Genomic DNA, 26,544 nt, shown 5'->3' with positions numbered 1-26,544 from the left:
ACTCCTAGTAAATAACCGATTACAATCGGTTATAAATATGCTTTGACAATTTATAAATGCCAATAAGCATCATTTGTAAATCTTAATTTAAGTCAACAAAGGAAGTACAATATAATAAAAAATAATTTTTTTCAGTAACATTCTGTATTTAATTATTACTCTGGTTTCAATTCGTTTTATTTGTAGACAACATTAAAGTTAAGTTTTGGTTAAATAATGGATGAATTGGCGGCACTGAAGGTTTTTTACAGTTAGTTAGCTGCAAAGTTATCTCAGCAACATTAAAAGTTTTTTGGATGTGAGTTTGCAATTTATTGAGTAAGCGATCGCGTTCCTGAATAGTTGGACATTCGACAGTCAAATTGGCGCAAAGCATTACTTTATTTGAGCTAATTGTCCAGATATGAAGTTTTTCTACTTGAACAACACCAGGAAAAGATTTGAGAGATATTTCCACTTCAGCAGGATCAATTGATTCTGGTGCATACTCCAAAAAAATCTTTAGGCTTTCTTGGACTAGGGGTAAAGCGCTTAAACCAGTAAAAATTGCAACTACTAAACTAATGGCAACGTCTGCCCACCACCAATCCCAAAGATGGACTGCTAAGGCAGCTATAATTACGCCAACAGAACTAGCAGTATCGGCGATAACATGAAGCAAAGCCCCCCGTAGGTTTAAGTCGTTGTGAGTGTGGGGATGAAGCAAAGTAATGTTGAACAGATTGACGATTAAACCTAACACCGCAACTCCTAACATTGGTAAGCCCAAAATTGTTGCTGGATGTTGCCAACGTTGAATAGCTTCCCATATGATAAAAGTAGCGATCGCTAGCAAAGCTAATCCATTGAACAAAGCTGCTAAAACTTCAATACGCTGATGTCCAAATGTTGCCTTTCTCTTAGCTGGTTGCTGTGCTAAAAAACTGGCAAGTAGCGATATCGCTAGCGCTGTAATATCAGAAAAAATGTGTCCAGCATCCGCCTGCAAAGATAAACTTTGGCTCCATAAACCTACACTCCACTCAGCAATAAAAAAAATAGCAAGTAAACCTACTATCATCCACAAAATTCTTGCTTTTTGCTGATTACTAACTATTTTTACTGAATTATCTGCACATCCACACCATTGAAATGAAAGCATTACTCAAAAAACCTTTTTACAGTATTATAATATTATCTGAAAAAAAATCTCACCAACTCTATTTTTGGCGAGTATGTTGTTAACTGAAAATGTTGTTTATTAAAAACTATTTTTCAACAGCCTATAATTAGAGGCTTTGTTTACCAATGTATTTTTCTAAAATTGCTCACTAATCTCGTTCTTAAGATAGATACGTTATAAATTCAGAAATATTTAAGCAATAGAAAATTAATCTATCTACATAAAAATTATCTTATCCAGGTTAAGAAATGGCAATGTTTTTGTTAAAAATTGTAATCAAGCCAGATTAACACTTGCAATTTACAGCAATCATCCTATTATTAATTTTTGACTAATTGCACAATGATTTGATTTGTAATCAAAACTTGCGTAGGCGTAGCCCGTCGTACCCTTCGGGAAGCAAGCTACGCGTAGCGTCTCGTAGAGAAGACATCGCTCTCTCATTTAACCTGGTAGTATGATAACCATTATCTTTAATATCTACTACTCATACAGGTAATAAACACATTTTTGATGCACAGACATATATCTATGAATAGAGATTCAGAATCTTTTTGACTGATTTATATAACGTGCGAATATTATTTTAAAGTCTGTAAGCTTCTGATTTGCATATTCACTTACTACTAATAGTCTGGGATGAATTCATAAGAAATTTATATATGCCTGACAAGCTTAAAGATTATATGAAAATCGTCTTTGATGTGATATTTCTTAACCTACATAAGGTGGTTAAAAGGGTATTTAAATTAAATTACAGAACTATAGCTTTTTAGCTTTGGAGTATTTTCTAATGAAATTAGCTTCATATTTTGGCATTGCTACTTTTGCTGTTGCCATCTCCATCACTGCTGTTGGTGCTAAACCGACACAAGCCGCTGTGGTTAATTACGATTTCACCGTGAATGCGATATCTGGTGACAATCCTGGTCAGTATTTCGGTTCTTTTCAATATGAAGACTCAACCCTAACTGGCATAGGTGATGAAAATCTAGGGGTTAGCAATGGATTATCCATTTTGTTTAACTATTTAGGTACTCAGTATACAGAGTCCAGTGATTTTGATTACCCATTATCTCCTGTAGTCAGCTTTACAAATGGCAACTTGTTAGGACTAAGCTACTTGGTTGAAGATCAGTTTTTCATTGGGGATAATCCAGGTAATCCAAATATAGGAGGAGCAAAATTTTCTAGCATTCTTAGTGCTGACTTATTATCTGCAATAGAGGTGGGTACAGTAAGTTACTCTACGGGACAGCCTGTACCAGAACCTATGACTCTTGGTGGTACAGTTCTAGCTGGTGTTATGGGGTTATACCTCAAACGCAAGAAGAAATAAAATCTTTTACTAACTCAGGCTCAACCTCGTGGGCTTTCTACGAGCAAGTTGTAACCAGTTTTCAACTAAATGGTTTAACTTGGTGATTATACAAATAATGCACACAGATAAGTTATCTGTGTGCATTTGTAATTCCAAATTATAAAGCAGCGATTTTTGCTAGAACTTCAATGTAAAGATGCTGAATGGCAACATCTTTACACCCGTAGAGGATGCTAAATAAAATTGCCACTGCCACTTGAATTCTTCCGTTGGATACCAATTACAGATGGAAGGGGATTACCTTTAGGTTGACCATTGATGTTACTAGGCCAACTACTACCACGAGGTACAGTGCGAGCCTGATTGAAGGTCGTACCATTTAAATCTAGTAACTCAATGCTGCGACTCAGTATTGTGCCATCGTTAATCGGGCAATCTTCACCAGGATGCTGTATTGCAAGAATCAGCGTATCTCCCACAAAAGTTGGCCCAGTCATTTCACTACGCACCGGGCCTTGGGCAAAGGGTATTACTTTTCCAGCATCAGAACCCTTGGTGGGGATATAAAACAGCCAGTTGTTACCAAAAACTCCTGTGAAACTGGAAACATCACCAGTCGCTGTGTGGTCGATGGGGTTTGGAGTGCCAGCAGCACCAACATTAAAACCATTGTGAGTGCTGGTAGACATATCTGTTACACCCCAAACATTTGCCTGATTGTCGAATACTAAGTTATCTACATTCGCAAAACCAGCACCAGACACCGAACCGTCTTCTCCACCCTGAGCGAATCTCTGCCAACGGAAGGTTAGACCTGTACCATCAGCACTATCTTCAATAATCTTGTATAATCCTCCTGATTGCTGCGTCGCGTTAACATTTGGACTTAACTTAGCAACCTGGAAAATCCGCGAATCTGGATAGCCATCGCCTCCTGGCGCACCATCAGTATAAGCAATGAACACTTCTTTGGTGGTTGGATGGACTTCTATATCTTCTGGGCGAGCTGTAGGAGTTCCTCCAGCTAAGTTTGCTGCTAGGAAGGCATCAGACAGAATTGCGCCTTGGGTAGGATAGAAGTTAGATAGTTTCTTACCTTGATAACCAGGCAAAGCAGCCACTTCGTTGGTGGTGTCGCAGTTGAATAAACCACCGTCTATGGTTTGACCTGCAATGCCGTTGCGTCTTGGTAGGGATAAACGACCATTTCTTTGAGCAGAACCCAAAGCGGCAAACTCTACAGAAGAAATTACCGATGGCGCAAGGGGATTGGTATCAGTAGATAAACGTAACGGTATCCATCGACCTGTGCCGTTTGTATTGTAACGGGCGACATACAATGTACCACTTTCCCACAAACTGCTGTTGGCTTTGCTAGTTGGCGAGGAAATAGTACCTGTACTAACAAATTTCCAAGTGTGTCCCCCACGTCTGTCATCACCCAGGTAAGCAACCAGTTTTCTACCTGCTTCGACACGCATGGCAACGTTTTCATGGCGGAAACGACCTAACCAAGTGTGTTTGCGAGGGCGGAAATTCGGATTAACGGGGTCAATTTCGACCATCCAACCGTATTTTTCCCCAACTAAACCGAAGGTAGTACCAGTAGTGTCAGCGGTGTAACCTGTCTGAGTCCCATTGGGGTTGACTGATTCTGTAACACCAACAAAAAATCCTCCGCCTGCTTGAAAGTTTTCTTCAGCAGTTAAAATAGTTCCCCAAGGAGTTGTACCACCAGAGCAGTTGTAAGCGGTGCCAATAATTTTGTTACCCAATCCATCGGAGGAGAGGTTAAATACTTCAGTTGCAGCTGGGCCAGTTCCGATTAAATAGTTTTGGTCGCCTTTTTGGTGGCTACGACTTCCCCAAGAAGTGATATTTTTATATCCATCACTTCTTTGGCTATTGATTCCCAAGCCAGAAAGACCATGAATACGGCGATTTCTCACATCACCTTTAACAACAGCAAAACGCTTGTCAGCATTACGACGAGAGATGCGGACGATTGATCCGCCTAAGTTATATAAAGCTTCTCCGTCAAATTCAAGACCTCTGACAGCAGGTAAAGCCCATCCAATTACTGATTCAAAGGTGGTGCGCCCTATAGGGATATCACCAGGAGTTCCTGGTGCAATATCAGAAAAAGGATAACTTACGTATTCGTGATTAACCCACAAATATCCTACATCTGTGGTTCTACCAAGGGGAACAAAACCTGTGTAGTCACAGTTGTAGCCAAAATAATCACTGCTGTTAGGAAATACGCGATCGCCCCAACTTACAATTACATAACGTTCGTACTCTGGTGGCACTACCACATCATCAATGACGTTGTAGGCACTTAACTTAACATTATTAGATGCATTTTTGACTTGTCCCTGACCGATTCCTGTTGGCAAGAAATTCTTTTGGTATTTATAAATTTCTAGGGGGTGAGGTAAGCGCAATGGTGTAAAGCTTAGTCGCTTAAATGTTGCTTCGGCAATGTTGGTGATACTATCCAGGATTGTGTCTCCCAACACAGCAGCACCAGCACTGCCTCCAAAAAATATTAAAAGTTGTCTGCGACTTAATTTAGACATTAAACTCTCCTCTCTTGTGACATCAAAAATTCCGTCAAGGCAAATCTTGATTACTGACAGAAAAACCGTCAATTGTTTATGTGAAATGCCATAGATTTTGCATAGCAAGTAACCTGTTATTAAACAAAAGGTTGTTTACTATTTAGGTGACTTAACTAGACAAAATTCTTTTAGTTTTTCATATAATTTAATCACCAAAAATTAACGCCAGGTTATATTTTGATTAATGGAGATTTATTCTTTAACTGACTAAGAGGTTGTTTGAAAAGTGGTTGGTTGTAATTTTAGGCACTTATTGATCCCCCCGAACAAGCCTTAAAAAGCTACTGTGTACACACAAGTCCTAAAAACTAACTTGATAAGGCTTTCCTCGTTCCTGGGCTGCCGCTTGGGAATGCATTCATTGAGTCTCTGGCTCAATTGTCTAACTGGAGGCAGAGCCTCTCGGAATACATTCCCAGTCTGAGACTGGGAACGAGAGAAAATAAGCCCAGAGATAAATCCTCTGGGCAAAAAATTTCACTGAAGGCGATCGCACTATTTTTCAAAGCTTTGCTGAAAAGAAAATATAGTTATTAAATAAACTTGCTGCGAGAATTTTTAGGGCGGATACCAATTACAGATGGTCGAGGAACACCTGTAGATTGCTCTTTACCACCATCAGTTTTTGAGATATTACTCGGCCAACTACTACCACGAGGTAAACTCCGAGTTTGATTAAATGTAGTGCCGTTTAAATCTAGTAGTTCAATGCTGCGGCTTAACATTGTGCCATCGTTAATTGGACAATCTTCACCGGGATGCTGTACTGAAAGAATCAGTGTATCTCCTACGAAACTTGGCCCTGTCATTTCGCAACGCACTGGCCCATAGGCAAAGGGTATTACTCGTCCAGCATTAGCGCCACTGGTCGGAATAAAAAACAGCCAGTTATTACCAAATACTCCTGTAAAATCAGAAACATTACCGCTAACTGTGTGATCGATTTTGGTTTGCTTACCTTCAGCGCCAACATCAAAACCATTGTGAGTGCCGGTAGACATATCTGTGACACCCCAAACATTTGCTTCATCGTCAAACAGTAGATTATCTACATTGGCAAAACCAGCACCAGATAACGATCCAGCTTCGCCACCTTGGGCAAATTTCTGCCACTTGAAGGTTAAACCTGTAGCATCGGCACTATCTTCAATAATCTTGTACAGTCCTCCTGATTGCTGAGTGCCGTTAGCATCTTTACTTAACTTGGCAACTTGGAAAATCCGCGAATCAGGATAACCATCGCTACCTGGGGCACCATCAGTATAGGCAATGAAAACTTCTTTGGTGGTTGGATGTACCTCTATATCTTCTGGACGGGCGGTGGGAGTTCCCCCGACTAAGTTTGCAGCTAAAAAGGCATCACTAAGAACTGCACCTTGGGTAGAGTAGAAGTCAGATAGTTTCTTATTTTGATAATCAGGTAGTGCTTTTGCTTCGTTAGTGCGATCGCATTTAAACATACCACCATCTTCGGTTTGACCTGCAATGCCATTACGTCTTGGCAGTGATAAAAGACCTTCTTTTTGGACTTTCTGCAACGCCGCAAATTCTACAGAAGATAAAATTGTGGGCGTAATTGGATTGGTAGCAGTAGTTAAGAGTAACGGTATCCATTTACCTGTACCGTCTGGATTATAACTGGCAACATACAAAGTCCCTTTTTCCCACAAGTTACTGTTAGTTTTACTGGTTGGGGAAGAGATAGTGCTTGCACTGACAAATTTCCAAGTGTGTCCCCCACGTCTGTCATCACCCAAATAAGCAACTAATTTCTTGCCTTGTTCAACACGCAGGGCAACATTTTCATGGTGATAACGACCTAACCAAGTGTGTTTGCGAGGGCGAAATTCTGGATTGTTCGGGTCAATTTCGACAATCCAGCCGTATTTTTCTCCTACTAAACCAAAAGTCTTGCCGATACTTTTATCTTTGTATTCTGTCTGAGTCCCATTAGCTTTGACTCCTTCGGTGACGCTATTTTGGAAGTTCTCTTCCGCAGATAAGATTGTGCCCCAAGGAGTTTTGCCGCCAGAACAGTTAAAGGCGGTACCAATAATTTTATTACCTAGTTGATCAGAACTGAGATTAAAAACTTCCGTTGCTGCTGGGCCAGTTGCGATTAAATAATTTTGATCACCTTTCTGGTGGTTGCGACTTCCCCAAGCAGTGAGGTTTTTGTAGTTATCATTTCGTTGGCTATTGATTCCCAACCCAGAAAGACCATGAATGCGGCGATTTTTGGCATCTTTGACCACAGCAAAACGTTTACTGGTATTACTGCGAGAGATGCGGATAATTGATCCGCCTTGATTATATAAAGATTCCCCTTCAACTTCAATATTTCGGCTAGTGGGTAAAGCCCAGCCGATGACGTTTTCAAATGCATCGGGCAGTCCTTTAAGATCAGAGGAATCTTCTAGTAATAAGGTAGAAAATGGAAAACTAACGTATTCATGATTGACCCATAAATACCCGACATCATTAGTTTGATCAAGGGGAATAAAAGCAGTGAAATCGTTATTATAACCGAAATAATCATCTTTGTTAGGAAAGACGCGATCGCCCCAACTGGCAATTACATAACGTTCATACTCTGGTGGTACTACCACATCATCAATAATGTTGTAGCTACTTAACTTTACATCCGCAGATACATTAACTACTTCTCCCTCACCAATTTTTGTTGGCAAGAAATTTGTCTGCTGTTGATAAATTGGTAGGGGATGTGGTAAACGTACAGGTGTAAAGCCCAATGACGCAGTTTTGACTTCTTGAGTGCTGACACAACCTTTCAAAAGTGTGCTTCCCAAAGCAGCACCAGCACCGCCAGCAAAAAATATTAAAATTTGTCTGCGACTCAATTTAGACATTAAACTTTCCTCTGGTGTGACAGCAAAAACTTACTAGAAAAGAATTCTACTTAATTAACATCAGAAACTCTTAAGTTTATGAAATTCGGCACGTTTTAAATAACTAATAATCTATTCTTATTAAGAAATTAAAGATTAATTGCCTGGTTTATAGCGATTCTCATTTAAATGAAGCATGGGCTAGTGTAGCACATCTATAATCTAGGCAGTTGCAAACCGTTATATAGCAATCCTATTTGATTTGTAACACCGAGAGGCGTCAGATCCCCGACTTCTTAAAGAAGTCGGGATCTTTTTTTTATTAAAAATAGTTTACAAAAGTTAAGTTGAGGTTATATGTTAATTAACTAAGAATTATTAAACCTTGAGTTCTACGTAAGCAGAATCAGGTAAGGAACAGCGTCAGCGCCCCATCTGTCCTATCCTGGAGATGGGTAGTGTTGTGGGTGAAACTGTGTTTTTCAGCGTTGTAATACCGACTTATAATCGCCAACCGATTTTGGAAAAGTGCCTCCGTGCCTTGGAAATGCAGGAGTTGAGTCAGCCAAGTTCAGTTATTGGTTACGAGATTGTCTTGGTGGATGATGGTTCTACTGATGGCACATTGGATTGGTTAGCAGAACACAAAGAAGAGTTTCCCCATGTCCGATGGTTTCAGCAAAACCATGCTGGCGCGGCTGCGGCTCGAAATTTGGGGGTAGAACAGGCGCTAGGAGACACAATTATCTTTATTGATAGTGATTTAGTGGTGCTGGAAAAGTTCTTGCAAGCTCATGGTAACGCATTAGTGCAAGGAAAAGAGAAATTGGGAAGCGATCGCTTTTTTACTTACGGTGCAGTTATCAATACTTGCAATTTTGATCACCCAACTGCTGAACCCTACAAAGTAACAGATTTTTCCGCAGCTTTTTTTGCTACGGGAAATGTCGCAATTCCCAAACATTGGTTAGAAAAAGCTGGACTTTTTGATACTAAGTTTCAACTCTATGGCTGGGAAGATTTAGAGCTAGGTGTACGGCTAAAAAAACTAGATTTGAAACTAATTAAATGTCCAGAAGCCGTCGGGTATCACTGGCATCCAGCATTTAAATTAGAGCAAATCCCTCGATTGATTGACCAAGAAATTCAACGTGGACGTATGGGAGTTTTATTTTATCAAAAGCATCCCACATGGGAAGTGCGAATGATGATTCAAATGACTTGGCTACATCGGTTACTTTGGGGCATTTTGTCACTCAATGGCGCACTGAATGAACGGACAATGGCACCTTTTTTGCAATGGTTAATTAACTTAGGCAAACCTCAATTGGCTTTAGAAATTGCTCGGATTTTCCTCAACTGGTACAACGTGAAGGGCGTTTATGAAGCCTATGCTAAAATGCAGGAAATATTGTGATTCAAAAATAAACTTAACGTTAAATCGGCGGTTATAAACTGCACGCCAGTCGCCTTTCTCTTTATGAAAACTACGGTGTACACACAAGTCGAAAAAAGCTCGATTTTCCCATTGTTCTCTCGTTCCTATGCAGAGCATGGGAATGGCTGATTAGGGGCTGCTGCTTTTAGTCAGACATTGAGTCAGAGTCTCAATGAATGCATTCCCATGCAGAGCATGGGAACGAGGAAACGAGGAAAATGGGGATAGTTGTCACTAGTGTGTGAATTACTTTAATGAGTATGTGATTTACTGAAATGAGTAAGTCAAATAAGCTTTCGAGTAAGTCAAATAAGCTTTTGCTTGCGGAAAACACCGAAATGAGTAAGCAAACTAGGGTTTGAGTAAGTCAAATAAGCTTTCGAGTAAGTCAAATAAGCTTTTGCTTGCAGAAAACACCAAAATGAGTAAGCAAACTAGGGTTTGAGTAAGTCAAATAAGCTTTTGCTTGCGGAAAACACCAAAATGAGTAAGCAAACTGGAGTTTGAGTAAGTCAAATAAGCTTTTACTTATTAAATTTGACTTTATCTAAGTAAGTTGGCGCTAATATTTCAAGTTATGTTAAGGAATTTAAATGTAGTGTGTGTTATCCCGTAGACTAACGCACCGTACTTAATTACATTCACCACAATGCATCGAATTTTAATATTTGGCAATTCCGGTTCGGGAAAAAGTACTCTTGCAAATAGACTTGGTAAAGACTTGAGGATTCCAATTCTTGATCTCGATACTATAGTCTGGGAACCAAATCAAGTTGCTATACGGCGTCCTCAAAAAGATTCAGCAAAGGATCTACGAGACTTCATAGAAAATAATATTTCTTGGGTAATTGAAGGCTGCTACAGTACACTAATCAAAGCTGCTATCGAATTCTCGACTGAAATCTATTTCCTAAATCCCGGCATTAATAAGTGTCTTGAAAATAACCGCAATCGTCCTTGGGAACCGCACAAATTTAAATCAACCGAGGAGCAAGCACAAACATTTGAGTTTCTACAGAATTGGATTCAACAATATGAAGAACGAGATGATGAATTTGGTTATTCATCCCATCGCTCAATATTTAATCAATATAATGGCAGAAAACATGAAATTATTACATAAGCCAATCACGCCACAAATAATCCTGGTTTGAAAAAGTCTTGATTGCAGGTTTGGATACCCAGAATTATTTAATAGTTAGGAATATAAATCTCAAAGACTCATTATCATTAAATGGAGTTGAAAGACTCATCAATTACGAATTAGTTTTAATTTCGTTGCCAAATTTTAATTGTTTTATCTAAACTGCCGCTAACCAACATTTCACCGGAGACTGTAAAAGCTAATGCTGTAACTGTGTTAGTATGACCAGTAAAAGTACCCAGCAATTCTCCTGTTTGTAGATGCCACAATTTGATTGTTTTATCGGCACTACCACTGGCAATAATTTGTCCATTGGGACTTAAAGCGATCGCATATACTCTATCCTTATGTCCTTTAAGAGTATGAAGTAATTCCCCAGTCTCCAAATGCCAAATTTTAATCGTTTGATCCCAACTGCCACTTACCAGCAGTTTAGCATCTGCACTGATTGCTAAGGAACGAACGATATGAGAATGACCCATGAGGGTATGCAGTGGTTGCGCGTCCTTTAAACTTTTTATCCCAGTCTTGGGTAAGGTGCGCCAGACTTTGATTTTGCGATAGCTGCCTGTAACCACAGTTTGCCCATCTCGGCTTAAAACCAGCGAATGAGCAGCTGTATCATCTAAAGAGAGTGCGATCGCAACCTGACGTTGCATCAAATCCCAAAACAGAATTTTTCTGTCATCTCCGCCAGTGGCTAACATTCTACCATCGGGGGTGAAAGCAGCGCACCGCACTACTCCATTATGTTTGTGTAAAATATCTATCAAGTCTAAAGCGCCTACGTGCCAAATTTTAATTGTGGAATCTGCACCGCAACTCACTAAAGTTTGTCCATCTGAACTAAAGGCTAGGGAATTCACTTCATCCACCAGCCCAGACATCACCCAAGGATACTCTGACAATGTATCTATTAATTCACCCCTAGTTAGATCCCATAGCTTTGTTTCTCCACGACTACCACTTGCCAATATGGGTAAAGTTTTGCCATTCTTACATCCTGAACTAAAAGCTAGGCAATTAATTCCTCTGGTGTGTCCTTTCAAAGTTTGCCAGCATTCCCAATCACCTACTATACCCTTAAGGCAATGTTCTGATGGTAGAGTTTGTATTGTCTCTGCGATCGTTCTCTCATTAATTACTGGTGACGCGTCTTTTTTCCCAAGAAGTGATTCTAAATACCAACTCAACCCCCCCGCATACAACAAGTTACTCGGACTAATGTAGAGTTTTGGTTCAGTAAATTCAATTTGATTTGTAGGTAAAAAACCTGTAATTATGCTTTGTTTTTCGTATCCTAAACTACCTGTATATGGATAAAACAAACACAGAAAAATTAATACTTGGTGATTTTTTAAATCTTCTTGAGTAACCGACCACCTAATTTTGTCTTTTTTAATCCCATTAAAACTTTCTCCATCAGCAACATAAACTTGAACACTTAGCTGAGGATTATCTTTTAGTACATAAGAAAATTTGCTTTCGCCACACAAATTTCCTTCATCATCTAAAATCATGTTTTGCAACGTATCTTGTGACACCTTTTTTACCAACTTGCCCAAGCGTTCAGTAATCACGCAATCAACGATTTGCTCCCGCAAAAGATAATCTTGGGCTTGTTGCTGGAAATATTTGGGAAAAGGCATCGTCCAGTCAAGAGGCTCAGGATATTCAGGCGGAGTAGGCGGCGGATTTTTGGCGAGAACTTCTGCTTGTTGGCGAGAAAGCTCTTGGAGTTTTGCCAAAGGCTCGCCCCAAAAGGCCATAATTTCAGTGTGACAACCTTTAACTTGACTTTCCAGCAAAGATAAGTCATAAGTTTTGGGTTTTTTCACACGTTGAAGGAAGTCAGCTTGTTGAGCTTTGAGTAAGCTAATCCAATCCATCTGCATTCCTGCGGCACACTATTTTATACTTACCGTAAGCTATACCAATGTAATTACTCAAGTTTATAACCTTTAGTTCATTAAAAATTCACTAATGTTAGGAGTCTAATAAAACACAGCTATTAACATATATTTGCGGGTAAAGATAGAGATGTGTAGCATTTAGACATTTGATTAGCTAATGCAGCTGAGGTATAGAGAATTTAGATGATGTTAGTCGATTTTAACGGAGATGAAGAACGAGATACTGTTTCCCTAAAAACATTTCTAGCTGCAAAGGAAGGTTTACTGTTAGAGGGATTTCAAAGGTTGTGGCAACCTTAAGCCAACAAATACCTACACAAAAGTAGTCTCCTGTGGCTGATTTTAGGAGAGATCATCTGAAATTAGCATAAATGGTGAAGATTAGCTAATTTTAACCTTTGCGTTTTGGTTGTCTGGGTGTAGTACTTACATCAGAGGAGTCGCCAAAAGTATCTCTTGCCTCAATCTGTTTAATTTTCATTTGCAAGCTCAAGTCATCACTGCTAACAATTGTTTCTAAATTCGCTAATCTCTGCTCTAATAATTCTATTTGCTGCTGTTGCAAATAGTTAGTTTTTGATTTCCGCTCATCAGAACGCCAAACAGCAACTGTACCAACAGCTGCGCCACCAATTGCAACTAAAGGAAGAATAGCACCGCTTCTAGTAACCTCTGCAAGCGGGACGCAAACTCCGAGAATGGCTACTGTAATTCCCCAAATTCTTGTCGTGGCAGCTAATCTGACATCTTGATATTGTTCTAGATTTGTTTGAGATTTTTTAGGCATAAGTAAATCTAAAGAAAAGTTATTTACTAAATTGATACAATTGCTTACCAAAATACTTCCTACAATGGAATTAAGTATAATTGAGGAGATGAGTATAATATAGCTTAATTTATTCTTGCCAATTACTTACTAAGTGGAGCCGCAAACGCTCCACTTTTGAATAGTGAATTCTTCTTCAACCCTGACTAATAACCAGAATTACGAATAAATTTTGACTTTTGAATTATGACTTGTGACTGTTGAGGAGGTACTTTTGAAGCCTTTCCTCTGGCAACTTTTTGCTGGGAAAACATTTCTCGCAAAACAAGTGCAGGGTCTACATAGTTATTACTATATTTTAATCCCCAATGGAGGTGTGGCCCAGTAGTACGTCCAGTCATCCCTACCCTACCAATTCTGGCTCCAGTTGGTATTTGCTGACCTTCCCAGATTTGAATTCCACCTGCGCGGTCAATCAAATAACGACGACCAGATGCAGTTTCCACGTTTCCTTCCATGTGGCAATAAGTATGTTCCCATTCTCCTGATTTAATTACTATATGGGAGCCGCAAGCGTTGCCATCGCCAACCTTAATTACAGTACCTACCCACCAATTACGAATGTAACTACCTTGTGGAGCCGCTATGTCTAAGCCTCCATGAAATTCCCAATTAGAACCACCAGTAGCGGCAAGGCGATAACCAAATGGTGATGTGTAGGCTTGAAAGTTTTCTATTGGGAAAGAAGCTGCTAGCCAACTCGTAGCTCTGGGTGCTTTCTTTGGCTTAACTTGTCTAGCTGTGACTATTTCTGGCTTAGGCAATAGAGTAATTGAACTTATAATACCCAATGCTAATATCAATAATGTGGCTCCAGAAAGTACAACTTTTTGTTGCCTCTTACGCATTTTTCAATTCCTCAATTTAATATAAAGTATTCGGATATTTTTTTCTAGTTTTCATAAAATGCAAATTTAAATCCTGATCAAGGATGAAAATTTTGCCCTACGAAAGCTAGCGGATTATTTATATTTTTTGTAGTACTTTTCTTTTAGGATATAGAAGTTTAAGTAATTCAACTAAATAATATCAGATTTTGGACTGTTAAATTTGTAATCTCATCTGTTTAAATTAGAAAGTAAAAAATCAGACTACAGGAGAAATGATTAATACATTTAAATACGTAGGTATAATTTTTATCGACACGTTTATTTGGTAGTGATTACCAGAATTAAATAGTTATGGTTGTTTTATGGCTTTGCATAGTAACGTAAATAAATGCATTGGTAGCTGCCAAAAAATTTTACCCAATAAAACTCTGCACTCAGCTAGCAAGTTAGATAGAGTCGGCTTAGGAGCGAAAGAGTTGCCAAACAGTTGAAATCTTGTTGACGTTTATGCTTAAAATTGCTGAAGAGGTTTATTTAGCATCTACTAAAAGCTAAAATTCACCCTTTGCAGGATTCCCCCCAAGCCATGCTGACTGAAATTTTGCCTTTCCGCTTTGAGTTAGATACGATCGCGATCGCTGGAGCGAGTTTGTGGTCATTAGCATTATATCTAGGTTTTTCCAGAGTAGGTGAATGGGTAATCGAGCAACTCAATCGCTGGTTTAACTTCGCCGAGCGATCGCTTTACACCAGCAAAACAGAATTTGAAAAGACTCGTAAAGCCAGAGAATCCCAAAACGCTTTCTACGCCTCATTATTTAGCATCGCGCCTTTTTTGGTAGTTGGTGCTTTATGTAACTGGGGTCTAGAAATCAGTTTAGGTGAGAGTTGGGGAATTAGTACAGGTATATTAGCTTGTGTAGGCACCGGCATTTATGAACTAGGGCGCAGGGATGGAGAATCTTCAGATTAAACTCATCTAATTGCCAATCAATCTGCAATTTACCAAGATTGTTCGAGAACCTTTCTCAAAGGAGACTTGGTATCATCAGATTGTGCCTTGTCTCTAACCATTACTTCAATGACTGCATAAGCTATATCTCGAAAAAAAGCTCTCGAAGAGCCTATTTCACCAAAAGCACCCGATCTAAAAGAAATGTCGCCAGAGCCGAATATATTGCTAATACCAGTTTCTTGAAGTTTCAATTTTGCCCCATCAGCAACACTAGAAGCGTACTCTTCATTTATGCCAACTCTCACTAAATCTAACGATGATGCAAGAGAAGTGTTAAGTTGGCGCTCCAATTCAGTAGAGATACTAACCTTCAATATCAACTTACCAGAATTGTTTGGCTCAAAAATAGCACCTAAGCAGCCATACAAAAATCTAGCTCCTAAAGGTGCTAATATCTCCATCATGACTTCTCTTAGAAAAAGTGAACCAGGTTTTGTGTTATCAAGTATTGTTTCTATTTTTTCATCCACTATAGGATAAAGAACAGGTCGATAGTCACCAGGAAAACACAATGGTTCATCCTGCCAAATACGAGCTTTTCCTGTTAAGCCTAAATCAAGTGCTTTCATAGTTACTCAATTCCCCAAGCTTTTCTCCAATTTTTATTGAAATCTTCTGGATAAGCCTTAATTACTTCAGGATGATACAAGCTATACGGTGACACACCATAATTTGCGATCGCCATAGGATGGGCTGTATACCAATCATATCCTTGTTCCATGAGTGCCGCTTCTTTGAGTTCATGAAAGTAGAAACTAGCATCAGCCCCAGAAATTTTTTGTCCCAAATCTAAAGCTTGGTGAAGTCTCTCAATCATTTTTTGGGTAGGTAAAAATTGATCAAATTGATTAATATGCTTTTTAATAATATCCAGCTTTTCAAGCTCAACATCACACTCTTGATTAATTAAGGTTCCAAAAAAATTTGGATAGGAATTTACAGACAAAAGATTGACTCACTACTATGCAAAATTCAAAAACTTTCTATTTCTTCTTTAACTAAAGTAGCTATCTTCTCTGCTGCACCGCTTTGTCCTCTCGCACTTCGCAACTTGGCTCTAATATTTTCTAATTTTTCTGGATGAGCCAAAAAGTCTAAAACCATTTCTCCAATTTCTTGCGGTTGAAGTTCACCCATAAGTTCTGGCACGATCTCTTCTTGTGCCCAAATATTTGGCCATGCTAATAAACCTTTGCGTCTCACAAATTTCAGGAATAACCAATTAATCACGTTGGTAAAAGGCGTACCTACTACTGGCAGATTTGCCAATAATCCAGGTAAACCATCCCAAGAACGCATGGCATCAAGTTGCTGCGTTGGCAGCAAAACAATCATTGGCACTCCTAAAGCACCGAGTTCGGCAGTGTTTGCCCCCACCGTAGTTAAGCAGATACAGCACTGAGATAATAAGTGATAGGCAGGGTTTTCTTGCCACAGTTCCACAGTTAAGCCCGATGCTGTTTTGAGGAATGCTTTACCTCTAGCCTCCTCAGAGACAATTAAGGAAGCACCACCAAAGCCAAAAATTTCAGCAATAGAATTCTTTTGAGGATCAGCAAAAGTACTTAAAGTTTGTAAATCTAAAGTTGGGGCTACAGGAATCACAAATCTGGTTTGGGGCCTTTTTGCGTGAACGTATTCAGCAATGCCTAAAGTTAATGGTACTCCTTGGGCTAATTTTGCCGCTTTTGATCCAGGCAGTAAACCAATTAATTCAGTTTTGAGTAATGGAGTGATAGAGAGAGGGAAATTTGAATCTAGATTCTCCCCTGCTGCTTCTGCCATCAAATCGCCCACGACGGTAAATTTATGGGCATATTTTTGGGAGACACGAGCAGCAACTTCGGGTTTCATGATTCCAAAACGGTCAATCCAGTTATGCCACCTGGCTCCCCATTCGGCGTAAACAACTGTGCGATATCCTAGTTTTCTGCCGATGATCACGGGGAAAATTTGATCTCCACCGAGGAAGACAACTACACCGTGACTTCTCCAGTCCCAATTCTCAAATGTTTTGCCCCAAAGCAAAAATTGCCAAAAATGCTCTGCTCCCTGAACTCTGTCTACTTCTGGGTAAGAAAGAGCGATCGCTGCTTCTTTACCACTGGCATTTGGGCAAGGCGATAATACCACAGAAATCCTCGCCTCAGAATGGTCATCCCCTAATTCTTGCCGCAACGCCTTCACCACTGGACGCACCCAGGTTGTTACCTCTCCAGGGCCATTTGATAGGATGAGAATATCTACTTTAGTCATTAGTTAATGGTCACTCACCGAACTGAGTCCTTCTGAATTATCCCTCGAACCCATCCGCGCCGATGCACTAATTTTGTTGCAGTCGGATGAACTTGTCCTCCATCTTGAATTTCAAACCACACCTAAAGCCGATATTCCCTTTCGGATGAATGATTATCGCTTACGGGCATATCGAAAATTTCCCCATAAGCGAATGCGTCAGGTGGTAATTTATCTAAAACCAACTGATTCTGAGTTAGTTTACCAAACAGAATTTGTTCTAGAAAACAGCCTGCACAGATTTGAAGTCATCCGACTTTGGGAACAGCCAACCGAAGTATTTTTCAATTCTCCGGGTTTGCTACCGTTTGCAGCTTTAAGTCAAACCAACGATCAAACGCGAACTTTAGAAGAAGTCGCCCAAGTTATTGAGGCAATCAACGATACCCGAATCCGCAGTAATGTTGCTGCATCAACAGCAGTAAAAGCTTAGGGTTAGTATTAAATAAAGACGTAATTAAAAGAATTTTGCGGAGTGATATGATGCGCGAATCTGTAATTTATCAAGATATTCTGCAAGAAGGGCTGGAACAAGGTTTAGAACAAGGTTTAGAACAAAAAGCTCAGGAAATTGCAACAAATATGCTCAATGAAGGAGTTGCGATCGCATTAATTGTCCGCGTTACTGGTTTAACTGTCGGGCAAGTTCAACAATTAGAGGCTCAAACGAACCATAATCAAGCTGAGTGACATAAAGTGCGGGGAACCCCACCCCTACAAATGCATCTGTCGCATTCTTTTTTGAAATTTGTATAATCCATCTCCAGCGTCTATTATGTAGAAATCGAATACTCTAGGGAACGTGGATTATCGATTCTTTTGGAAGCGTCTAATATTTCTAGCCCGATAATATTTCCATCTTCATCGTAATCTAAAATTACCCCTGGCTTTTCTTCATCACTATCTTCTATGGGTACATCACTCAATATAATTCTTAATATATCTACTTCTGCGTCATAGGTAATTTTCATATTTCTCTCCAGTATTTTTCAATCTTACTAGTTTTATATACGGTTATTACAACTGCTGGGTCAATATCATCTACTACGATAACGCGCAGTCAGAATGTTTTCCCACGACCAAAGTCAATTTTTGACTGGTAGACTTTTCTAAGACTAATTGCCCAGGAGCATTAAGAACAGATTCAACTAAAGATTGAGATATATTTCTTCGCTCCATCTCTGTCTGTGCATGACGAGAAATTTTATACTTCATTTTTATTCTGTTTGCTCATCAAGTATGGTCTGATTTAGGCAGAAGATAAATACTAATTATTTTTATAATTATCTAAATTATTTAATTCATCTTCCAAAGAATCTGGATTTTCCGAAGTAGGAATGCAAACTTTAATACCAATAACTAATTGATTCTTATCAATATTTATATTAGTTACATTAACAATTGTTTTATCGGGCGATAAATCTAAACCTGGAACCTTTATCGACTGATTTTTATACCCTGCATCATCAAGCCATTCAGAAATATTTCGCCAATTTTCTAACTTTTCATCAGACTTATCCAGCAGACTTTTTACATACCTATATATAGTTGCACAGAGGTCAGTTTCTACACCCTTCCCATTTTTACCCAGTTTCTCAGCGATTTCAGCCGGACTGAAGCCACAAAGCAAACCCCGCAAGTGTCGCTTTTCCACTGGTGTCAAACGCTTACCTTTCACTGATGACAAATCGGAGTAAAGGGTTTCCAAGTCCCAGCTATTCGCTGCTTGCATAAAGGGTTCATTGCTGGATGCCATAATCAAATTTTGAATATTGCCTTACATTTCCTGATGTAATCTTACCATTATCCCTGATGGTAGCTAGTGGATAATTAGCTTTTAGTTAAAACATACTGATATATGAGCAATAAAACATACACATCGCTCAGTAATTAATTAATCAAGTTAAACCTGACGGATCATTAAATTTTGCATGAGAACATGAGAGGAATTAACTGATGTTACCGGATTGGTTATCTAAAGAGTTACCTAAACAGAAAAGCGTTGATGATTTTGTTCCATCCATAATCTTTAATCTCAATAAATGGTTACAAGACTTGTGTAAGGTGCGGGAAGTCGTGTCTGTCATGACCTATGAAAATGCAGTCAAGTATTTTGTGACAGAGCGACCATCCGACCCAGAAGTTAAAAAGGGAGCAATTCTAAAGCAACATCACCAACAAGGTTATTATTTAGCTCAAGTTTTTCTTGATAGTTATAATAATGTTCTTTGTCAAACTAATGGAAAACCCTATGGTCGTCAATTAGTTGCTAGAGAACTTGATGAAGAATTGCGAGATATTTTTGGTAATAAAGATTTAATTATTGTGGAGTAAAAAAGTATGTTTGACCCAATTTCACTTTTGATTGGTGGTGTAATATGTGCAATGGCGGTTTGTGAAATTGTGTATTGTGCTTACCTTACCTGGGGAATAGTTGTTGATTGGTTTCAAGACTATGAAGATATTGCTACTCAACCTAATAATGTAGCTGCAACTATCAAAACGAAACTAGATAGTGGAGAAAATGCTGTTATTCAGGGTATTTTTAATAGGAAAACTGGTGATGCTGTAGAAACACGTACTGTTAAGTATGATAAACTCGATTCAGATATTAGGGATGCTCACCGAGGAAGTGAAGTTGTTATTTGGCAATAGAATCAGACACAAGTTTTAAAAAAATTGGTATTTGTCAAATGAAAGTATCTCAAAATGTCGTAATCCAGGGTATCCCCAATAATGTCCCTGAAGATATTGCTGCTCTTTTTCGTTCTCGAATTTTGAATGCTGTAAATAAATTAGTTGATGAAACAAGTTTAGAGAAAATCAATATCATTCTTACGACGGCTTCGGAAGCAAGAAATATAGGTGAAGAAAATTCTACGAAAAAAACCGAAGCTAATAATCAAAAGTCAAATAATAATGATTTGTCAGTTGAAGAACGTGCTGGTAAATATAAAGCGGTACAACCACTATTTGATTTTGAACAGTTAGTCATCACCGAAGAAGTGAAAGATGACCTTTTGCTAGCAGTTGACTTAATTGAGTTAGAGGCTAAGGTTTTTGATGATTGGGGTTTGAGACAAATAGAACCTTTTCCCCGGACTGCATTAAATTTTTACGGTTCACCAGGTACGGGAAAAACTTTATCTGCACATGCAATAGCTTCTAAAATCAAACGACCAATTTTAGCTGCTAGCTATGCTCAAATTGAGAGTATGTATCACGGTGAAAGACCGAAGAATCTGGAGGCAATTTTTCTCGCAGCAGAACGAGATAATGCTTTGCTATTTATTGATGAAGCTGATTCTTTACTTTCCAAGCGACTTACAAATGTAACGCAAGGTTCAGAACAAGCTATCAATTCAATGCGTAGTCAATTATTAATTTGTCTGGAACGATTTAGTGGAGTTGTAATTTTTTGTACGAATCTAGTTGAAAACTATGATAAAGCGTTTGAAACACGGGTGCGTCATGTACATTTTTTAATGCCAGATTTCGCGTGTAGAATAGAAATTTGGAAAAGGCATTTTCCCGCAAAAATGCCACTAGCAGCAGATGTTTCTCCTGAAAGACTGGCTAAAGTTGAAGATGTTTGCGGAAGAGACATCAAAAATGCCATTATCGATGCTGCAATGAGAGTAGCAAGAAAAGACAAGCTTTCTGTTGAGCTAAGTGATTTACTTAACTCAATTAATAGAATTAAATCAGCGAGAATTAATATTTTGCAATCAGATGATTTATCTCCACAGACAAGAGAAAAAATTAGCCAGCAGTTAAAAGAAGCTCTATCTTAAAAAAAGTTAGAAAGTAAGTAATCTGTTAGCTCATTCTCCTCAAAAAAATCGGGGTTTTACTTTATAGTGTTGAGATTCTCTAAATTTAATCTGAAATAAATCCGGTTTCTCTAGCCAATGCTTTGTGCTATGCGTAGCTTGCTTCCTCGGAGGATACGCCAAAGTTCCCTTACCCTAGAAGATTAAGGCTAGACTCACAAAAGCTGCGATCGCACTGTAAAAAATACTTAATCAACCCGCTTGTGCGGGTTTTGTTTTGTAAATAGTATCTTTAAATAACTATTTAACTATTAAAAATAATATTACAAAAAATTTACATTAGTGTGAGTAATTACTTTTATACACAGTAAATAATTACAAAGAAATATTTCGTTTTTTATATCGATTTGTGTCAGATAGACGATAAAATGCCCAGTGGGTAAGTGTTTTCTGATAGAAAACACATATTGCCTAAAGATTTAGAAGTAACCTTTGGCGGCTGATGCCGCCAATAACTTCCAGTAGAGAACACGCATCAAAGGAGCCGAAGAAGCATGTTCACACACGTCAAGTCCACCATTAGACACATTGCGCCTGATGACTTACGCGGACGTAATTTAATCAAGGTGGTCTATGTCGTGCTAGAGTCTCAGTACCAGAGTGCATTGTCGCAAGCTGTTCGCACGATTAACGCGAACAATCCTAACTTGGCGATTGAAATTAGTGGGTACTTGATTGAGGAACTCCGCGACCCAGAGAACTATGAGGAGTTCAAACGAGAAATTGAGAGTGCGAATATCTTCATCGCTTCCCTCATTTTCATCGAAGACTTAGCACAGAAAGTAGTAGCAGCAGTAGAACCACACCGCGAGCATCTAGACGTTTCCGTTGTCTTTCCCTCCATGCCAGAAGTCATGCGCCTAAGTAAAATGGGCAGCTTTTCTCTAGCACAGTTGGGTCAGTCAAAAAGTGCGATCGCGCAATTCATGCGGAAACGTAAAGAAAAATCAGGTGCGGGATTCCAAGATGGGATGCTAAAGCTTTTGCGAACACTACCGCAAGTGCTGAAGTTCCTACCAATGGAAAAAGCACAGGATGCCCGAAATTTCATGCTCAGTTTTCAGTATTGGCTAGGTGGTTCTCCAGAAAACCTGGAAAACTTCTTGTTGATGCTAGCTGATAAATACGTATTTAAAGGTTTAGAGAAACAAAATTTTGCACCTTCTACATATCAACAGCCGGTGGTTTATCCCGATTTAGGGATTTGGCATCCTTTGGCTCCCAATATGTTTGAGGATGTTAGAGAGTACCTCAATTGGTATACATCTCGCAAGGATATTTCTAATGATCTCAAAGATCCCTTAGCTCCTTGTGTTGGATTAGTATTGCAACGCACTCACCTAGTGACAGGGGATGATGCCCATTATGTAGCAATGGTGCAAGAGTTGGAAGCACTAGGCGCACGGGTATTACCTGTTTTTGCCGGTGGTTTGGATTTCTCCAAACCTGTGGATGCCTACTTCTACGAACCAAATACCAACACACAGTTAGTAGATGCAGTGATCTCGCTGACTGGTTTTGCTTTAGTAGGTGGCCCAGCCAGACAAGATCATCCCAAAGCAATTGAGGCGCTCAAACGGTTAAACCGTCCTTACATGGTGGCATTACCCTTAGTTTTCCAAACCACAGAAGAGTGGATGGATAGCGATTTAGGGTTACATCCAATTCAAGTAGCTTTGCAAATTGCAATTCCCGAATTGGATGGGGCAATTGAGCCGATTGTATTATCAGGTAGGGATGGGATAACAGGGAAAGCGATCGCACTGCGCGATCGGGTTGAAACTGTGGCCGAACGCGCCTTAAAATGGGCTAACCTCCGCCGCAAGCCGAAGCTGGATAAAAAAGTTGCCATCACCGTTTTCAGCTTCCCGCCAGATAAAGGCAACGTCGGAACCGCCGCTTACTTGGATGTATTCGGCTCCATCTACGAGGTGATGAGAGCAATGAAAAATAACGGTTACGACTTGCCAGAATTGCCAGAATCTGCCGAAGCGCTGCTGCAAGAAGTCATCCACGACGCCCAAGCGCAGTACAACAGCCCTGAACTCAACGTTGCTTATAAAATGTCGGTTCCTGAGTATGAGGCACTGACCCCTTACTCTCAACGTTTAGAAGAAAACTGGGGCCCACCTCCCGGACATCTCAACAGCGACGGGCAAAACCTGCTGATTTATGGTAAGCAATTTGGTAACGTCTTCATCGGTGTACAGCCCACATTTGGTTATGAAGGCGATCCGATGCGGCTGTTATTCTCCCGTTCAGCGAGTCCTCACCACGGTTTTGCTGCCTACTACACTTACCTAGAGCAAGTTTGGAAAGCTGATGCAGTGCTGCACTTTGGTACACATGGTTCCTTGGAATTCATGCCAGGTAAACAGATGGGGATGTCTGGTGATTGTTATCCAGATAACTTAATTGGCTCAATTCCCAACTTGTATTACTACGCAGCGAATAATCCGAGTGAGGCGACAATTGCCAAACGTCGGAGTTATGCCGAAACAATTTCTTACTTGACACCGCCGGCAGAAAATGCAGGTTTGTATAAAGGTTTGAAGGAACTCAGCGAGTTGATTGCTTCCTACCAAACCTTAAAAGATAGTGGACGCGGTGTTTCCATTGTCAACAGCATCATGGATAAATGCCGGATCGTGAATCTGGATAAGGATATTAACCTGCCAGAAACCGATGCCAGAGACATGAGTGCCGACGATCGCGATAATATTGTTGGCAACGTCTACCGCAAGTTGATGGAAATTGAGTCGCGGTTATTGCCTTGTGGGTTGCACGTCATTGGTAAACCGCCAAGTGCAGAAGAAGCGATCGCAACTCTGGTGAACATTGCTAGTCTAGATCGTCAGGAAGAAGGACTTCAAGGCTTGCCGGGAATTATCGCTAACAGCATTGGGCGTAACATTGACGATATTTACCAAACTAGCGATCGAGGCATTTTAGAAGATGTCCAGTTATTGCAAGATATCACCTTGGCAACCCGTGCAGCAGTTAGCGCCCTTGTCCAAGAGCAAATCGACGCAGAAGGGCGAGTTTCTCTAGTTTCCCGGTTGAATTTCTTCAACATGGGGAAAAAAGAGCCTTGGGTAGAATCATTGCATAAAGCAGGTTATCCCAAAGTTGACACAGCCACACTCAAACCCCTATTTGAGTATTTGGAATTCTGCCTCCAGCAAGTTTGTGCCGACAACGAACTAGGAGCATTACTCAAAGGCTTAGAAGGCCAGTACATCCTACCTGGCCCTGGTGGTGATCCCATCCGCAACCCTGATGTATTGCCCACGGGTAAGAATATCCATGCTTTAGATCCGCAATCCATCCCAACAACAGCAGCAATCCAATCAGCCAAAATCGTCGTAGACAGGCTTTTAATCCGCAATAAGTCAGAAAACGAAGGTAAATGGCCAGAAACCATCGCCTGTGTCCTCTGGGGAACCGATAACATCAAAACTTACGGCGAATCCCTAGCACAAATTATGTGGATGGTGGGCGTGCGTCCGGTTCCCGATGCCTTGGGACGGGTGAACAAATTGGAATTGATCTCTCTAGAAGAGTTGGGACGACCCAGAATTGATGTAGTAATCAACTGTTCCGGTGTCTTCCGCGACTTGTTCATCAATCAAATGAACCTGCTAGACCAAGGGGTGAAAATGGCAGCTGAGGCGGATGAACCCTTAGATATGAACTTTGTTCGCAAACACGCTTTGCAACAAGCTGAAGAAATGGGGATTAATCTGCGTCAAGCAGCGACACGCGTCTTTTCCAATGCTTCTGGTTCCTACTCGTCAAATATCAACTTGGCGGTAGAAAACAGCACTTGGGATAGCGAAGCCGAGTTGCAGGAAATGTATCTCAACCGAAAATCCTTCTCTTTCAATTCCGATAACCCCGGAATCATGGACGAATCCCGGCAGATTTTTGAAAGTACATTGAAAACTGCTGATGCAACTTTCCAAAATCTCGATTCTTCCGAGATTAGCTTAACGGACGTTTCCCACTATTTTGATTCAGATCCTACTAAGCTTGTGGCAAGTCTACGCGGTGATGGTAAAAAACCAGCATCTTATATTGCAGATACAACCACAGCTAACGCCCAAGTGCGGACATTATCAGAAACCGTGCGTTTGGATGCGCGTACTAAGTTGTTAAATCCCAAATGGTACGAGGGGATGCTATCTCACGGTTACGAAGGTGTGCGCGAACTCTCCAAGCGGTTGGTGAATACAACAGGTTGGAGTGCGACTGCTGGCGCTGTGGATAACTGGATTTATGAGGATACTAACGAAACCTTCATCAAAGATGAAGAAATGCAGAAGCGGTTGCTGAATCTCAACCCCCATTCTTTCCGCAAGATTGTATCAACTTTGTTGGAAATGAATGGACGCGGTTATTGGGAGACTAGCGAGGATAATTTAGATCGTCTGCGCGAGTTGTACCAAGAGGTTGAAGACCGGATTGAAGGGATAGAATAGGAATACATAGGCAGGCATAAAGCCTGCCTTAACAACGAGATAAGGTTAAAAAATGAAATATAAATGATTCAAACATTTCAAAAGAAAGCATTAGAAAATTTATTTAGAGAAAATTTTAATAAAGGAGTTCCTGTAAACTTAGAAAAGAAAATTAGAATCAGACTTGAAGTTATAGACTCAGCGTTAATTGTAGAAGATATTAAATTACCGGGTTATGATTTACATGAATTAAAAGGAGACAGGAAAGGAACTTGGTCAATTAAGGTATCAGCAAACTGGCGTATAACTTTTAGGTTTGAAGATGGTAATGCTTATGATGTCAATCTTGAAGATTATCATTAAGTCCTGTGTTGATATGATCTTAATTGGCTAGACAATGCTAAATAAGGTTGACCAAATTATTAAGTAAGAAGTATTAATTATGGATAATTGGCAAGATATTACTGATGATAGATTAGTAAGACCAATACATCCTGGCGAAGTAATTGCAGATATTTTAGATGATTTAGATATTAATACCGCAAATTTTGCAGAAATTTTAGGAGTATCTAATCAAACAATTCAGGAAGTTATTAGTGGTCAAAGCTCAATTACAGTAGATATAGCAATACGTCTTGGTAAAGCTTTAGGAAATGGCCCAAGACTTTGGCTTAATCTTCAGCAAAAAGTTGATCTTTGGGATGCTTTGCAAAGCCATAAAGAAGAATATAAGCAAGTCACGACATTGGTTTAGAAGGAATTGTGAAGAATTATTTTTTGAATAATGTTTATACATAACCAATAACGTATGAGGCACATTAGACTAGCGGCGAT

General features: G+C 39.7%; 22 protein-coding genes and 1 pseudogene. 11 read left to right on the top strand and 12 right to left on the bottom strand.

Features of this window, described 5'->3' with window-relative positions; genetic code table 11:
- Positions 1–166 precede the first annotated feature (166 nt).
- Positions 167–1,141, bottom strand: a complete 975-nt coding sequence (locus tag F8S12_RS18245) for a cation diffusion facilitator family transporter (protein ID WP_196517544.1) — start codon at positions 1,139–1,141, stop codon at positions 167–169.
- Between the two features lie 814 nt (positions 1,142–1,955).
- Here F8S12_RS18245 and F8S12_RS18240 point away from each other — a divergent pair.
- On the top strand, positions 1,956–2,501 hold the full coding sequence (locus F8S12_RS18240; protein WP_196517543.1) for a PEP-CTERM sorting domain-containing protein: 546 nt from the start codon (positions 1,956–1,958) through the stop codon (positions 2,499–2,501).
- Between the two features lie 215 nt (positions 2,502–2,716).
- Here F8S12_RS18240 and F8S12_RS18235 read toward each other — a convergent pair whose 3' ends face one another.
- Complete coding sequence (locus F8S12_RS18235) at positions 2,717–5,065, bottom strand: PhoX family protein (protein ID WP_196517542.1); 2,349 nt, start codon at positions 5,063–5,065, stop codon at positions 2,717–2,719.
- Positions 5,066–5,640: 575 nt separating this feature from the next.
- A complete protein-coding gene (locus F8S12_RS18230) occupies positions 5,641–7,977 on the bottom strand; it encodes a PhoX family protein (RefSeq protein ID WP_196517541.1) in 2,337 nt (778 codons plus the stop codon).
- 430 nt (positions 7,978–8,407) lie between these two features.
- Here F8S12_RS18230 and F8S12_RS18225 point away from each other — a divergent pair, with 430 nt between their 5' ends.
- The gene (locus tag F8S12_RS18225; protein ID WP_196517540.1) at positions 8,408–9,373 is read left to right on the top strand and encodes a glycosyltransferase family 2 protein; all 966 of its coding nucleotides are present in this window, start codon (positions 8,408–8,410) and stop codon (positions 9,371–9,373) included.
- 670 nt (positions 9,374–10,043) lie between these two features.
- Entirely contained in the window at positions 10,044–10,517 is a 474-nt protein-coding gene (locus F8S12_RS18220; RefSeq protein WP_196517539.1) for a shikimate kinase, read from the top strand.
- Between the two features lie 146 nt (positions 10,518–10,663).
- Here the strand turns inward: F8S12_RS18220 and F8S12_RS18215 are convergent, their stop codons facing one another.
- The 3 genes from F8S12_RS18215 to F8S12_RS18205 all read right to left on the bottom strand — a co-directional run bounded on the left by F8S12_RS18215 (position 10,664) and on the right by F8S12_RS18205 (position 14,125).
- Entirely contained in the window at positions 10,664–12,433 is a 1,770-nt protein-coding gene (locus tag F8S12_RS18215; protein ID WP_196517538.1) for a WD40 repeat domain-containing protein, read from the bottom strand.
- A 409-nt stretch (positions 12,434–12,842) separates the two neighbouring features.
- Complete coding sequence (locus tag F8S12_RS18210; protein ID WP_196517537.1) at positions 12,843–13,238, bottom strand: hypothetical protein; 396 nt, start codon at positions 13,236–13,238, stop codon at positions 12,843–12,845.
- A gap of 185 nt (positions 13,239–13,423) precedes the next feature.
- Complete coding sequence (locus F8S12_RS18205) at positions 13,424–14,125, bottom strand: M23 family metallopeptidase (protein ID WP_196517536.1); 702 nt, start codon at positions 14,123–14,125, stop codon at positions 13,424–13,426.
- Between the two features lie 568 nt (positions 14,126–14,693).
- Here F8S12_RS18205 and F8S12_RS18200 point away from each other — a divergent pair.
- Positions 14,694–15,080, top strand: coding sequence for a hypothetical protein (locus tag F8S12_RS18200; RefSeq protein ID WP_196517535.1), 387 nt, complete (start codon positions 14,694–14,696; stop codon positions 15,078–15,080).
- A gap of 29 nt (positions 15,081–15,109) precedes the next feature.
- On the opposite strand, the gene F8S12_RS18195 is transcribed toward F8S12_RS18200, so the two are convergent.
- Genes F8S12_RS18195 through F8S12_RS18185 form a run of 3 tightly spaced genes read right to left on the bottom strand, consistent with a single transcriptional unit; the run spans position 15,110 to position 17,378 of the window.
- Complete coding sequence (locus F8S12_RS18195; protein ID WP_196517534.1) at positions 15,110–15,691, bottom strand: hypothetical protein; 582 nt, start codon at positions 15,689–15,691, stop codon at positions 15,110–15,112.
- 2 nt (positions 15,692–15,693) lie between these two features.
- Positions 15,694–16,068, bottom strand: a complete 375-nt coding sequence (locus F8S12_RS18190; RefSeq protein WP_230968088.1) for a hypothetical protein — start codon at positions 16,066–16,068, stop codon at positions 15,694–15,696.
- Positions 16,069–16,094: 26 nt separating this feature from the next.
- A complete protein-coding gene (locus tag F8S12_RS18185; RefSeq protein WP_196517533.1) occupies positions 16,095–17,378 on the bottom strand; it encodes a lipid-A-disaccharide synthase in 1,284 nt (427 codons plus the stop codon).
- Between the two features lie 10 nt (positions 17,379–17,388).
- Here F8S12_RS18185 and F8S12_RS18180 point away from each other — a divergent pair.
- A pseudogene (locus F8S12_RS18180) lies at positions 17,389–18,107 on the top strand (Rpn family recombination-promoting nuclease/putative transposase); the annotation flags it as partial.
- Between the two features lie 83 nt (positions 18,108–18,190).
- On the opposite strand, the gene F8S12_RS18175 reads toward F8S12_RS18180, so the two are convergent.
- The 3 genes from F8S12_RS18175 to F8S12_RS18165 form a co-directional block, all read right to left on the bottom strand.
- On the bottom strand, positions 18,191–18,388 hold the full coding sequence (locus F8S12_RS18175) for a DUF2283 domain-containing protein (protein ID WP_196517532.1): 198 nt from the start codon (positions 18,386–18,388) through the stop codon (positions 18,191–18,193).
- A gap of 73 nt (positions 18,389–18,461) precedes the next feature.
- Positions 18,462–18,632: a DUF4258 domain-containing protein gene (locus F8S12_RS18170; RefSeq protein WP_196517531.1), complete on the bottom strand. Its 171-nt coding sequence runs from the start codon at positions 18,630–18,632 to the stop codon at positions 18,462–18,464.
- Positions 18,633–18,684: 52 nt separating this feature from the next.
- On the bottom strand, positions 18,685–19,173 hold the full coding sequence (locus tag F8S12_RS18165) for a helix-turn-helix transcriptional regulator (protein ID WP_196517530.1): 489 nt from the start codon (positions 19,171–19,173) through the stop codon (positions 18,685–18,687).
- A gap of 200 nt (positions 19,174–19,373) precedes the next feature.
- Here F8S12_RS18165 and F8S12_RS18160 point away from each other — a divergent pair, with 200 nt between their 5' ends.
- From F8S12_RS18160 to F8S12_RS18135, 6 genes are all read left to right on the top strand, one after another.
- Complete coding sequence (locus tag F8S12_RS18160; RefSeq protein WP_196517529.1) at positions 19,374–19,751, top strand: hypothetical protein; 378 nt, start codon at positions 19,374–19,376, stop codon at positions 19,749–19,751.
- 6 nt (positions 19,752–19,757) lie between these two features.
- Positions 19,758–20,072 (top strand): hypothetical protein, encoded by a 315-nt coding sequence (locus tag F8S12_RS18155; RefSeq protein WP_196517528.1) that lies wholly within the window; start codon positions 19,758–19,760, stop codon positions 20,070–20,072.
- A complete protein-coding gene (locus F8S12_RS18150; RefSeq protein WP_196517527.1) occupies positions 20,063–21,211 on the top strand; it encodes an ATP-binding protein in 1,149 nt (382 codons plus the stop codon). The genes F8S12_RS18155 and F8S12_RS18150 overlap by 10 nt, the downstream gene beginning before the upstream one ends.
- Before the next feature lie 533 nt (positions 21,212–21,744).
- A complete protein-coding gene (locus F8S12_RS18145) occupies positions 21,745–25,731 on the top strand; it encodes a magnesium chelatase subunit H (RefSeq protein WP_196517526.1) in 3,987 nt (1,328 codons plus the stop codon).
- Between the two features lie 63 nt (positions 25,732–25,794).
- Positions 25,795–26,073: a type II toxin-antitoxin system RelE/ParE family toxin gene (locus F8S12_RS18140; RefSeq protein WP_196517525.1), complete on the top strand. Its 279-nt coding sequence runs from the start codon at positions 25,795–25,797 to the stop codon at positions 26,071–26,073.
- Positions 26,074–26,152: 79 nt separating this feature from the next.
- Positions 26,153–26,464, top strand: coding sequence for a HigA family addiction module antitoxin (locus F8S12_RS18135; RefSeq protein ID WP_196517524.1), 312 nt, complete (start codon positions 26,153–26,155; stop codon positions 26,462–26,464).
- Positions 26,465–26,544 lie beyond the last annotated feature (80 nt).

Source organism: Nostoc sp. WHI (assembly GCF_015714725.1).
Classification (GTDB): Bacteria; Cyanobacteriota; Cyanobacteriia; order Cyanobacteriales; family Nostocaceae; genus Nostoc.
The sequence above is the reverse complement of the archived record's forward strand: the minus strand, read 5'-3'. Positions and strand labels throughout refer to the sequence as shown.